12 protein-coding genes are annotated in these 11,785 nt (G+C 71.4%); 4 read left to right on the top strand and 8 right to left on the bottom strand.

Features of this window, described 5'->3' with window-relative positions; genetic code table 11:
• A partial coding sequence (locus ACFY0X_RS20705) for an acyl-CoA dehydrogenase family protein (RefSeq protein WP_387756604.1) occupies positions 1-545 on the bottom strand: 545 nt, incomplete at its 3' end.
• 209 nt (positions 546-754) lie between these two features.
• Here ACFY0X_RS20705 and ACFY0X_RS20700 point away from each other — a divergent pair.
• Both ACFY0X_RS20700 and ACFY0X_RS20695 read left to right on the top strand, forming a co-directional pair.
• Positions 755-2,092, top strand: a complete 1,338-nt coding sequence (locus ACFY0X_RS20700; RefSeq protein ID WP_387756603.1) for a UDP-glucose dehydrogenase family protein — start codon at positions 755-757, stop codon at positions 2,090-2,092.
• Positions 2,093-2,153: 61 nt separating this feature from the next.
• The gene (locus ACFY0X_RS20695; RefSeq protein ID WP_387756602.1) at positions 2,154-2,567 is read left to right on the top strand and encodes a CoA-binding protein; all 414 of its coding nucleotides are present in this window, start codon (positions 2,154-2,156) and stop codon (positions 2,565-2,567) included.
• A 52-nt stretch (positions 2,568-2,619) separates the two neighbouring features.
• Here ACFY0X_RS20695 and ACFY0X_RS20690 read toward each other — a convergent pair whose 3' ends face one another.
• The 3 genes from ACFY0X_RS20690 to ACFY0X_RS20680 are packed head-to-tail and all read right to left on the bottom strand — an operon-like array spanning position 2,620 to position 5,543.
• Positions 2,620-3,843, bottom strand: a complete 1,224-nt coding sequence (locus ACFY0X_RS20690) for a dipeptidase (protein WP_387756600.1) — start codon at positions 3,841-3,843, stop codon at positions 2,620-2,622.
• A 33-nt stretch (positions 3,844-3,876) separates the two neighbouring features.
• Positions 3,877-4,407 carry a 5-(carboxyamino)imidazole ribonucleotide mutase gene (gene purE, locus ACFY0X_RS20685; protein WP_387756598.1) on the bottom strand — a complete coding sequence of 177 codons (531 nt, stop codon included), beginning with the start codon at positions 4,405-4,407 and terminating at the stop codon, positions 3,877-3,879.
• Positions 4,404-5,543, bottom strand: a complete 1,140-nt coding sequence (locus tag ACFY0X_RS20680) for a 5-(carboxyamino)imidazole ribonucleotide synthase (protein WP_387756614.1) — start codon at positions 5,541-5,543, stop codon at positions 4,404-4,406. Before ACFY0X_RS20680 ends, purE begins: the two co-directional genes overlap by 4 nt.
• A gap of 259 nt (positions 5,544-5,802) precedes the next feature.
• Here ACFY0X_RS20680 and ACFY0X_RS20675 point away from each other — a divergent pair, with 259 nt between their 5' ends.
• Complete coding sequence (locus tag ACFY0X_RS20675; RefSeq protein WP_387756596.1) at positions 5,803-6,363, top strand: GtrA family protein; 561 nt, start codon at positions 5,803-5,805, stop codon at positions 6,361-6,363.
• A gap of 34 nt (positions 6,364-6,397) precedes the next feature.
• On the opposite strand, the gene ACFY0X_RS20670 is transcribed toward ACFY0X_RS20675, so the two are convergent.
• Complete coding sequence (locus ACFY0X_RS20670) at positions 6,398-7,642, bottom strand: ATP-binding protein (RefSeq protein ID WP_387756594.1); 1,245 nt, start codon at positions 7,640-7,642, stop codon at positions 6,398-6,400.
• 53 nt (positions 7,643-7,695) lie between these two features.
• The gene (locus ACFY0X_RS20665) at positions 7,696-8,370 is read right to left on the bottom strand and encodes a response regulator transcription factor (protein ID WP_030058577.1); all 675 of its coding nucleotides are present in this window, start codon (positions 8,368-8,370) and stop codon (positions 7,696-7,698) included.
• Positions 8,371-8,699: 329 nt separating this feature from the next.
• Between ACFY0X_RS20665 and ACFY0X_RS20660 the strand changes: the two genes are divergently transcribed.
• A complete protein-coding gene (locus tag ACFY0X_RS20660) occupies positions 8,700-10,223 on the top strand; it encodes a peptide MFS transporter (RefSeq protein ID WP_387756592.1) in 1,524 nt (507 codons plus the stop codon).
• Positions 10,224-10,404: 181 nt separating this feature from the next.
• On the opposite strand, the gene ACFY0X_RS20655 is transcribed toward ACFY0X_RS20660, so the two are convergent.
• Together ACFY0X_RS20655 and ACFY0X_RS20650 are read right to left on the bottom strand one after the other, a co-directional pair.
• Entirely contained in the window at positions 10,405-11,583 is a 1,179-nt protein-coding gene (locus ACFY0X_RS20655; RefSeq protein ID WP_387756590.1) for a methyltransferase domain-containing protein, read from the bottom strand.
• On the bottom strand, positions 11,580-11,723 hold the full coding sequence (locus ACFY0X_RS20650; protein WP_387756588.1) for a hypothetical protein: 144 nt from the start codon (positions 11,721-11,723) through the stop codon (positions 11,580-11,582). The genes ACFY0X_RS20655 and ACFY0X_RS20650 overlap by 4 nt, the downstream gene beginning before the upstream one ends.
• Between the last annotated feature and the right edge of the window lie 62 nt (positions 11,724-11,785).

Below are 11,785 nucleotides of genomic sequence, written 5' to 3'. Positions count from 1 at the left end.
TCCGTCACCGCCATCACCGTGTAGAACTCCGACACCCCCGCGTTGGTGATCCACCGCTTCACACCGTTCAGCACCCAGAAGTCACCGTCCCGCACCGCCCGGGTCCGCATCCCCGCCGCGTCCGAACCCGCCTCCGGCTCCGACAGGCAGTACGAGAACATCCCCTCCCCACGGGCCAGCGCCCCCAGGTACCTCGCCTTCAACTCCTCCGAACCCGACAGCTGCACCGGCAGCGAACCGAGCTTGTTCACCGCCGGGATCAACGACGACGACGCGCACACCCGCGCGACCTCCTCGATCACGATCACCGTCGCCAGCGCGTCCGCCCCCGCACCGCCGTACTCCTCCGGCACGTGCACCGCGTGCAGATCAGCACCCTGCAGCGCGTCCAGCGCCTCCTGCGGGAACCGCCCCAGCTCGTCCACCTCCGCCGCGAACGGAGCGATCTTCGCCTCGGCCAGCGAACGCACCGCCTCACGGAGCATCCCGTGCTCCTCGGAGATACGGAAGAGATCGAAGTCAGCCGCCCCTGCGCTGCCCGCCATGATGCCTGCCTCGTCGTTCGGTGACCGGCGCCCGATCGAGGTCCGATCGGTGCCCGGTGCGAGTGAATCCGCGGTTAACTACCGTTCAGTAGAGATCCTAGGGCGCCGACCTGCGGCTGCCTAGCGTCCCGGGTGATCCCGGTGCGCCCGTCGCGGACGGATAGCATCAGGGCATTCGTACTGGTCGCGTCCGCATCCAAGGAGAACCCGTGACCCTCCGCATCTCCGTGATCGGCACCGGCTACCTCGGCGCCACGCACGCCGCCGCGATGGCCGAGTTCGGCTTCGAGGTGCTGGGTCTGGACATCGACCCCGACAAGATCGCCATGCTGACCGCCGGCCGCGTCCCGATGTACGAGCCCGGGCTGTCCGAACTGCTGCTCAAGCACGTGGCCGGGCACGAGGGTTCGACCGGGCGGCTGCGCTTCACCACCTCCGCCCAGGAGGCCGCCGAGTTCGGCGACGTGCACTTCATCTGCGTCAACACCCCGCAGCGCAAGGGCGAGTTCGCCGCCGACATGTCGTACGTCGACACCGCGCTCGACGAGTTGGCGCCGCACCTGACCCGCCCCGCCCTGGTGGTCGGCAAGTCCACCGTCCCGGTCGGCTCGGCGGCCCGGCTGGCCGAGCGGCTGGCCGCGCTGGCGCCGGTCGGCGAGGGCGCCGAACTCGCCTGGAACCCCGAGTTCCTGCGCGAGGGCTTCGCCGTCCAGGACACCCTGCGGCCGGACCGGATCGTGGTCGGCGCCCAGAGCGAGCGGGCCGAGCGGCTGCTGCGCGAGGTGTACGCGGAGCCGATCGCGGCCGGGGTGCCGTTCATGGTCACCGACTACGCGACCGCCGAGCTGGTCAAGGCGGCCGCCAACTCCTTCCTGGCCACCAAGATCTCCTTCATCAACGCGATGGCCGAGGTCTGCGAGGCGGCCGGCGCGGACGTCACCCAGCTCAGCAAGGCGCTCGCCTACGACGAGCGGATCGGCGGCAGGTTCCTCAACTCCGGCCTCGGCTTCGGCGGCGGCTGCCTGCCCAAGGACATCCGCGCGTTCATGGCCCGGGCCGGCGAGCTGGGCGCCGACCAGGCGCTGACCTTCCTGCGCGAGGTCGACTCGATCAACATGCGGCGCCGCTCCCGGATGGTCGAGCTGGCCCGCGAGCAGTGCGGCGACGGCTTCCTGGGCCGCCGGGTCGCCGTCCTCGGCGCCGCCTTCAAGCCCAACTCGGACGACATCCGGGACTCCCCCGCCCTCAACGTGGCCGCCCAGATCCAGCTCCAGGGCGCCCAGGTCACCGTCTACGACCCGAAGGCCGTGGACAACGCCCGCAAGATGTTCCCCTCCCTCGCCTACGCCCACTCCGCCCTGGAGGCCGCCGAGGGCGCCCACGTCGTCCTCCACCTCACCGAGTGGTCCGAGTTCCGCGAGCTGGACCCGGCCGTGCTCGGCGCCGTGGTCGCCGAACGCCGCCTCCTCGACGGCCGCAACGTCCTGGACGCCGACGCCTGGCGCGCCGCCGGCTGGACCTACCGCGCCCTCGGCCGCCCGAGCTGACGCCCCCGCCCGCGGCGCCCGGGGCCGGAATCCCGAGCCCCCGGCCGTCGTTGGTACCGGCATGACGAACTACGGCGACGACGCGACGGTCCGCGGGATCCTCACCGGCGCGGGCGACACCTGGGCCGTGGTGGGCCTGTCGAACAACACCGCCCGGGCGGCGTACGGGGTGGCCCGGGTCCTCCAGAAGTACGGCAAGCGGATCGTGCCCGTGCACCCGAAGGCCGAGACGGTCCTCGGCGAGCAGGGCTACGCCTCGCTCGCCGAGATCCCGTTCCCGGTGGACGTGGTGGACGTGTTCGTCCGCTCCGAACTCGCCGGGGAGGTGGCCGACCAGGCGGTGGCGGCCGGGGCGAAGGCGGTCTGGTTCCAGCTGGGCGTGGTGGACGAGGCCGCCTACGAACGGACCCGGGCGGCCGGGCCGGCCATGGTGATGGACAGGTGCCCGGCGATCGAGATCCCGCGGCTCGGCTAGGAGCCCGTCCCTCGGATCCTCACCGGGTCCGCCGGAATCCCGGAGACGGTCCCTAGCCCCGCTGGGAGCCCGGGCCGTCCAGGCGGTCGATGGTGGCGATGGACGGGCGGCGGCTGCCGCGCAGCCCGGCGGCCACCGACTCGGCGTCGCGCAGGACGCGGACGGCGTTGTGCCAGGTCAGCTTGGCCAGGTCGGCCTCCGACCAGTGCCGTCCGAGGAGTTCGGCGACCAGGTTGGGGTAGCCGGCCACCGATTCCAGGCCGTCCGGCAGGAAGGCGGTGCCGTCGAAGTCGCCGCCGATGCCGATGTGGTCGATGCCGGCCACCTCGCGCATGTGGTCGAGGTGGTCGGCGACGGTGGCCGGGGTGGCGATCGGGCGCGGGTTGGCGGCCTCGAAGGCGCGCTGGCGCTCCATGGCCGGCGGGGTGGTGTCCAGCGGGTCGAAGCCGTGGGCGCGCATGTTCTCGTCGGCGGCCCGGGTCCACTCGATGGCGGCGGGCAGGATGAACTTCGGCACGAAGGTGGCCATCGCCACCCCGCCGTTGGCGGGCAGCTGGGCGAGCACGTCGTCCGGGACGTTGCGCGGGTGGTCGCAGACCGCGCGCGAGGAGGAGTGCGAGAAGACCACCGGCGCCTCGCTCACCCGCAGGGCGTCGCGCATGGTGTCGGCGGAGACGTGCGAGAGGTCGACCAGCATGCCGAGCCGGTTCATCTCCCGGACGACCTCCTCGCCGAACCGGGTCAGCCCGCCGGCCGCCGGCTCGTCGGTCGCGGAGTCCGCCCACGGCACGTTGTCGTTGTGGGTGAGCGTCAGGTACCGCACGCCCAGCTCGTACAGGGCGCGCAGGGTGGCCAGCGAGCAGTCGATGGAGTGGCCGCCCTCGGCGCCCATCAGCGAGGCGATCCGGCCCTCGGCGCGGGCGGCCTCCATGTCGGCGGCGGTACGGGCCAGCCGCAGCCGGTCCGGGTAGCGATCGACCAGGGCGTGGACGAAGTCGACCTGCTCCAGGGTGGCGCTCACCGCGTGGTCGCCGGCCAGCGAGGAGGGGACGTAGACGGACCAGAACTGCGCGCCGACCCCGCCCCGCGCCAGGCGGTCGAGGTCGGTGTGCAGCCGGTCGCTCTGGTCGGCGGCGAGGTCGAGCGCGCCGAGGTCGTACCCGGCCTGCTCGCGCATCGCCCACGGGAGGTCGTTGTGGCCGTCCACCACGGGGGCGGTGCGCAGCAGGGCGCGGGCGCGGTCCAGCGGGGTGGGGGAGTCCGTCCGAGAAGTCATACGGGCTGTTCTACCCCACCCCCACCAGCGGGATTACTTGCCGAAGCCGAAGGACGAGGAGCCGGCCACCTTGGCGCGCAGCTTCTTGCCCTTCTCGGTGGCCTGGTTGTTCAGTTCGGCCTGGAAGTCGGTCATCCTCTCGGTCAGCTCGGGGTCGAAGGCGGCGAGCATCCGCACCGCGAGCAGGCCGGCGTTGCGCGCGCCGGCCACCGAGACGGTCGCCACCGGGACGCCGGCCGGCATCTGGACGATCGACAGCAGGCTGTCCATGCCGTCCAGGTAGCGCAGCGGCACCGGCACGCCGATGACCGGCAGCGGGGTGACGGAGGCGAGCATGCCCGGCAGGTGGGCCGCGCCGCCGGCGCCCGCGATGATCGCCTTCAGGCCGCGCTGGTGGGCCCGCTCGCCGTACTCGACCATCTCGCGGGGCATCCGGTGGGCGGAGACGACGTCCACCTCGTAGGGGACCTCGAACTCGTCGAGCGCCTGGGCGGCGGCCTCCATGACCGGCCAGTCGGAGTCGGAGCCCATCACGATGCCAACAACAGGAGCGGCGGAGGTCATTCGGTGATCGTTCCTCGCAGGTAGGCGGCCGCGTGGCGGGCGCGCTCGCGGACGTCTTCGAGGTCGTCCCCGAAGACGTTGACGTGGCCGACCTTGCGGCCGGGCTTCACGTCCTTCCCGTACATGTGGATCCGCAGCCCGGGGTCGCGGGCCATGCAGTGCAGGAAGGGGCGGTACATGTCCGGGTAGTCGCCGCCGAGGACGTTGACCATGACGGTCCACGCGGCGCGCGGGCGGGGGTCGCCGAGCGGGAGGTCGAGGACGGCCCGCAGGTGGTTCTCGAACTGCGAGGTGACCGCGCCGTCCTGGGTCCAGTGCCCGGAGTTGTGCGGGCGCATGGCCAGCTCGTTGACCAGGATGCGGCCGTCCCGGGTCTGGAACAGCTCGACGGCGAGGTGGCCGACGATGCCGAGTTCGCCGGCGATCCGCAGGGCGAGCTGCTGGGCCTCGTCGGACAGGGCCGGGTCGAGGTCCGGTGCGGGGGCGGTGACCTCGGCGCAGACGCCGTTCTCCTGGACGCTCTCCACCACCGGGTAGGCGACGGCCTGGCCGCTGGGCGAGCGGACCACGTTGGCGGCCAGCTCGCGGACGAAGTCGACCTTCTCCTCGGCCAGCACCGCGACGCCGGCCAGGAACGGGGCGTGCGCCTGCTCCTCGTCGTCGACGACCCAGACGCCCTTGCCGTCGTAGCCGCCGCGGACGGTCTTCAGGACGACGGGGTAGCCGGCGCCCTCCTCGGCGAAGGCGGTCACGTCGGCCGGGTCGGCGACGATCCGGTGCCGGGGGCAGGGGACGCCGATGGAGTCCAGCCTGGCCCGCATCATGCCCTTGTCCTGGGCGTTGACCAGCGCCTCCGGGCCGGGGCGGACGGCGATGCCGTCGGCCTCCAGGGCCCGCAGGTGCTCGGTGGGGACGTGCTCGTGGTCGAAGGTGATCACGTCGCAGCCGGCGGCGAAGGCGCGCAGGGTGTCGAGGTCGCGGTAGTCACCGAGGACGACCTCGGAGACCACCTGCGCGGCGGAGTCCTGGGGCGTGTCGGCGAGGAGTTTGAACCTGACCCCGAGCGGGATGCCCGCCTGGTGTGCCATGCGGGCCAACTGCCCGCCACCGATCATGCCGACCACTGGAAAATTCACATTGCCCGGGGAAGTCACGCGGCCCAGGATATCCGGGCCGGTGGGGGGCGGTGGAGCCGCAGGTGGGGCCTTCGGAGCGGACGCGCGTAGATGTCAACCTGCCGCCCTGAGGGCTGAGCCGTTCGGTGGAAGCGGGTAGCCTGGTCGGCTAGGTCCTGGTCTGCGCGGTCCGATCATGTGCGTGCACGCAGGGCTCAAGGGGTCGCCGCTCCGTCGCGGCCGGCCCTTTCGTCCCGCAGGCACATGGAGGCAGTCCGGTATGGCGACGACCGCAGCTTCGAAACCCCCGCTCGCGCAGAAACTGCGCGGGCTCACGGGCGAGGTCGTGAAGTTCGGCATCGTCGGCCTGAGCGGCGTGGTGGTCAACTTCGCCGTCTTCTGGGTCTGCATCAACGGCATGGGCCTGGCCTCGGTCCGGTCGAACATCGTCGCGACGGTGATCGCCATCGCGACCAACTACCTGGGCTACCGCTACTGGCTGTACCGGGACCGCGACGCCGCCTCCCGCAAGCGCGAGATCACCCTCTTCCTGGTCTACAGCGGCATCGGCATGCTGATCGAGACCGGGGTGCTCGGCTTCTCGGTGTACGTGCTCGACCTGCGTTCGCACTACGAGCAGATCGGCGCCAAGGTGATCGGCCTCGCCGTCGCCACCGTGTTCCGCTTCGTCTCGTACCGCACCTGGGTGTTCAAGGCCGTACCGGAGCCCGTCGAGCTGCCCGCCCAGCAGGCGGCGGACAGCGCCGGCGGACAGGAGCTGGCCGCCCAGGCCGAGCTGATGCTGGCCGCCGAGCGGATCCGCTTCGCCAAGGCCGAGTAGGTCCCCACCCCCACCCCTGCCTCGTGCGGGCCGCTCAGTCCCGGTGGCCGCGTCCGAGGAAGAGCGCGAAGACCGCCGGCTTCAGCGAGAGCAGTTCGAGCCGCCCGCCATCCGCCTCCGCGAGGTCGCGGGCGACGGCCAGCCCGATGCCGGTGGAGTTGCGCCCGCTGACCGCACGTTCGAACACCCGGTTGCCGAGGTCCGCCGGCACGCCGGCGCCCTCGTCCTGGACCTCGACCACCACCGAGGTGCCGGACGGCCGGACCCGCAGGGTGATCGTCCCGGCGCCGTGCATCAGCGAGTTCTCGATCAGGGTGGCCAGCACCTGGGCCACCGTCCCCGGGGTGCCGACCACGGTGACCCCGTGCAGCCCCTCCAGGGAGAGCACCCGGCCCTGCTCGCGCAGCGTCGGGCCCCACTCCTCCACCTGCTGCTTGATCACGTCGTCCAGGTCGAAGGCGACGGCGGTCGGGCTGCGCGGGTCGCGCTGGGTGGTGAGCAGCCGCTGCACCACGTCGGTGAGCCGCTCGACCTGCTGGAGGGCGATGGTCGCCTCCTCCCGGACCGTCCGCGGGTCCTCGGCGAGGGCGGTGATCTCCTCCAGCCGCATGGAGAGCGCGGTGAGCGGGGTGCGCAGCTGGTGCGAGGCGTCGGCGGCGAGCCGGCGCTCGGCGGTGAGCATCCGGGCGATCCGCTCGGCGCTGGTGTCCAGCACCTCGGCGACCCGGTCCAGCTCGGGCACCCCGTAGCGGCGGTCGCGCGGGCGGGGGTCGCCGGAGCCGAGCCGCTCGGCGGTCTCGGCGAGGTCGGTGAGCGGCCGGGCGAGCCGCTTGGCCTGCCAGACGGCGAGCGCCACCGCGGCCTGGACGGCGAGCAGGGCGACGACGCCGAGCAGCAGGAGGTTGTTGGCGATCTCGTGGTCGACGTCCTCGCGGGACTGCTCGACGGTGACGGTCTCGCCGCTGTTGCCACGTTCGACGGCCTTCAGCAGGTGGCTCCCGGCCGGGCGCTCGCCCGCGAAGACCACCGGCTGGCCGGGCACCTGCACCTCGACGTAGCTGCCCTCGGTGACCTGGCTCTGGAAGGCCCGCCCGGTGACCGGCTCCCCCGCGGCGAGCCGGCTCTCGACCAGGGCGAGCACCCGGACGGCGGCCGCGTCCACCCGGTCCTGGGCCGAGTTCACGATGGTCCGCTTCTCGACCAGGGCGATCGGCACGCAGAACACCACGACCACCACCAGGACGACACCCAGCAGCGAGTTGATCATCCTGCGCTTCACGCCGCCGCTCCCCTGGGTGGTCCGCCGCTGTCGGCCGAGGGCCTGGTCAGGGGCTAATTCTTCTCGAACCGGAACCCGACGCCGCGCACGGTGGCGATGTAGCGCGGGTTGGCCGCGTCGTCGCCGAGCTTCTTGCGGAGCCAGGAGATGTGCATGTCCAGCGTCTTGGTGGAGGTCCACCAGGTGGTGTCCCAGACCTGCCGCATGATCTCCTCGCGGGTGACCACCCGGCCGGCGTCCCGGACCAGGACCCGCAGCAGCTCGAACTCCTTGGCGGAGAGGGTGAGTTCCTCGTCGCCGAGCCAGGCCCGGTGGGACTCGATGTCGATCTTCACACCGTGCGCGCCGGTGGTGAGCTGGTCGACGTTGCCGCGCCGGAGCAGGGCCCGGACCCGGGCGAGCAGCTCGGCCAGGCGGAACGGCTTGGTGACGTAGTCGTCGGCGCCGGCGTCCAGGCCGACCACGGTGTCCACCTCGTCCGCGCGGGCGGTGAGCACCAGGACCGGGCAGCTCTTGCCGTCGGCGCGCAGGCGGCGACAGACCTCCAGGCCGTCCATCTCGGGCAGGCCGAGGTCCAGGACGACGAGATCGACCTCCTCGGTGAGGCCGGCGGCCAGTGCGGTCGGACCGTCCTCGCGGACGAGCACCTCGTAGCCCTCGCGTCGCAGGGCCCGGGCGAGCGGTTCGGAGATCGCCGGATCGTCCTCGGCGAGCAGCACACAGGTCATGGGGTGATGGTAGTCCGCCGGGGTGAGCCCGGATGCCCTGTGAGGTAGTTCACAGAGCGTGATCGTTATACAAGCCCACAAAGGGGCTCAACCCGGGGTGACGGACCGGCTGTTCGGCGAAGATTCTTCGTTTGGATCTTGAAACCGAAGGAAGACACGCCCGTCTACCATCGATAGATCGGGCAGATCTGTCGCCAACTTTGCCATTCCCGTACCTGATTCAAGGCTTTTGTCATCTGATAAAGCCAAATGTCGCCACGTAGAGTGGTTTCGTCCACGTCCGCCGCCACCCCCCTAGGCGGACGCTGTCAGGCAAGGAACCAGTACTCATGGCGTCTAAGACCCTGGAAGCCGACATCTCGTCGGCCTCTCCCAGCGGCAAGACCTTCCTCGGGCACCCCCGAGGTCTCGCCACCCTGTTCATGACCGAGATGTGGGAGCGCTTCTCCTACTACGGCATGCGCGCCCTGCTGATCTACTACCTGGTCTCCGGAGGCGCCGACGCCGCTGTCGGCAGCCAGGGCGGCGGCCTCGCCATGACGGCCACGATGGCGACGGCGATCTACTCCGTCTACGTCTCGATGGTCTACCTCATGGCCTACCCGGGCGGCTGGTTCGGCGACCGGGTCTGGGGCGCCCGCAAGACCGTCGCCATCGCCGGGTCCGTGATCGTGGCCGGCCACATCGCGCTGGCCGTCCCGGGCCAGGCGGCGTTCTTCGCCGGTCTGCTCCTGGTCGCGGTCGGCTCCGGGCTGCTGAAGGCCAACATCTCCACGATGGTCGGCCACCTCTACAACGGCCCCGAGGACCCGCGCCGCGACGGTGGCTTCACCGTCTTCTACATGAGCATCAACCTCGGTGCCTTCGTCGCCCCGTTCGTCATCGGGACGATCGGCAAGGAGCACAACTGGCACCTGGGCTTCGGCCTGGCCGCGGTCGGCATGGCCCTCGGCCTGGTGCAGTTCCTGCTGGGCAGCCGCCACCTGAGCGAGAAGAGCAGCGAGGTCCCGAACCCGCTGCTGCCGGCGGAGCGCAAGAGCCTGCTGGTGAAGGTCGGCGTCACGGTCCTCGCCGCCGCCGCGTTCTACGGCGCCATCGTCGCGATGGGCGTCTACACGCTGAACTGGGCCCTGGTCCCGCTGACCCTGGCCGGTCTGCTCATCCCCGTCGCCGTGCTGGTCCGGATCAAGCGCGACAAGGAGCTGAGCGCCGCCGAGCAGTCCAAGATGTCCGCGTACATCTGGTTCTTCGCCGCGGCCGCCGCCTTCTGGATGATCTACGACCAGGGCGGGTCGACGCTCTCCCTGTTCGCGGACAAGAAGACCGCGGACACCCTGTTCGGCTTCGGCTTCTCGGCCACCTGGTACCAGTCGCTGAACCCGCTGTTCGTGATGGCGCTGGCGCCGGTCTTCGCCTGGCTGTGGATCTGGCTCTCCCGCCGGAACAAGGAGCCGAACACCATCGTGAAGTTCTCGATGGGCCTGCTCCTGGTCGGCGCCTCGTTCTTCATCTTCATCGTCCCGATGAACATGGCGGACGGCGGCGACAAGGTCTCCCCGATGTGGCTCGTCTCGATCTACATGATCCAGACCATCGGCGAGCTGTGCCTCTCCCCGGTCGGCCTCTCGGTCACCACCAAGATGGCGCCGCAGAAGTACGCCTCCCAGATGATGGGCGTCTGGTTCCTCGCCGTCACCGCCGGTGACTGCACCACCGGGCTGCTCTCCCTGGCCGGCGTCGACCTCAACGGCACCGGGATCATCGCGATGCAGGCCGCGCTCGCGGCCCTCGCCGGGTTCGCCGTCTTCACGTACCGCAAGAAGGTCCAGGCCCTCATGGGCGACGTGCGCTGACGGACCGGCCTCCGGCTCCCGACTCCGGGGCCGCCGTGGATTCCTGAGATCCACGGCGGCCCCGGTCGTCTTTCCGGCCACCGGCGCGGAGCGGCTGATCGCCGACCCGGCCGCGCTGGGCCCCCACGAGGGCATCGCCGGGTACGGCCAGGCCTTCGCCCCGTCGAGCCGACGGAACGACTCAGCCCCGGAGCGGCACCGGGTTCTCCGGACCGTCCAGCCACACGGTGTGCCCGTCGGGCCCGGCCGTGAGGCCGAACCGGTCGAAGCCGGGGCGGCCCTGGTCGTCCCACCAGTGCCAGGCGGCCTCCACCTCGTCCCAGAGGTTCCGGGGGCCGGACTGGTACACCTCGTACTCCCTGCGGCCGCGCTCGTAGTCCGCGGACGCCCAGGACCGCTTGTCCCGGCTGTAGAGCCAGAGGGTGTACGCGCCGTTGCCGTAGCGCTCCGCCCGCCAGAACACGCCCGGCACGGCCGCCCCGATGACGAACTGCTCCAACCACCCGCCCGTGTCCGGCGGGGCGAGTGCGGTGGTGATTCTCCTCCCGTCGGCGGGCCAGTTCTGCCCGCGCAGGTAGTCCTCGAAGGGCGGCCGGTCCGTGCGCTGCTGGCGCAGCCGCATGAACGCGGAGCTCCGGGTGAACCTGCCGCTCGCGCTGGTGCCGTCGTCGTTCACGGTCAGCCGGACGATCTGCTCGCCGCCGTACTCGGTGCCGAAGGGCGCCACGATGATCCCGCCGGGGGCTGACTGGGCCAGCCATGCTGAAGGAATCTCCAGCAGGGAACAGGTGGCGATGATCCGGTCGTAGGGAGCGCCGTCCGGCCAGCCCGAGCGTCCGTCGCCCTCGATGACGGTCGGTGTGAGTCCCGCCCGGGCCAGGTTCGCCCGGGCGCCGAGAGCGACGTCCGGGTCGTACTCGACAGTTACGACGTTGGGGCTGCCCAGGCGGTGGGCGAGGAGGCCCGCGTTCCAGCCCGTGCCGGTGCCGACCTCCAGCACCCTGTCACCCGGGCGCACGTCGAGGTCCCGGAGCATGGAGAACACCATCGTGGGCATGGAGTTGGAGGACGTCGGCGTCGTGCCGAGCCCGTCCCCCACATGGTCCCCGTCGTCCCACTGCGTGGTCAGGGGGATGTCCGAGTAGACCGCCCGCCGCCACGCTTCGGGGTCCTGCGCCCGGTACACCACCGGGTTCTGTTCGGTGCCGTCCGCGATACCCGGCCAGATGCGGTCCGGGACGAACAGTTCACGGGGTACGGCTTCGAAGGAAGGGAGCCAGTCCGAGGAGAGCGCGCCGCCGGCCACAAGCGCGGAGGCGAGCCCCTGGGGGCCCGCCTCCCGGTGCGTCTCGCCGGTCACTTGCCGCCCGCCGGGGACGAGCCGTCGGAGGTGTTGCCGCCCTCGTCGGACCCTCCGCCGCCGTGCCCGGCGCCCTTGTTGCTGTCGTCCTGCTGCCCGCCGCCCTTGCCGTCGCCGGTCCCGCCTCCGTGCTTGGCCATCTCGATACCTCCGTGCCGATCGGACCCAACGGGCGGCTGCCTGTTGGGTGGTGCTACCCACC

Source organism: Kitasatospora sp. NPDC001547, from assembly GCF_042894165.1.
In the GTDB taxonomy this organism is placed as follows: domain Bacteria; phylum Actinomycetota; class Actinomycetes; order Streptomycetales; family Streptomycetaceae; genus Kitasatospora.
Note: the sequence above shows the minus strand (reverse complement) of the source record. Positions and strands in the feature narration are given on the sequence as shown.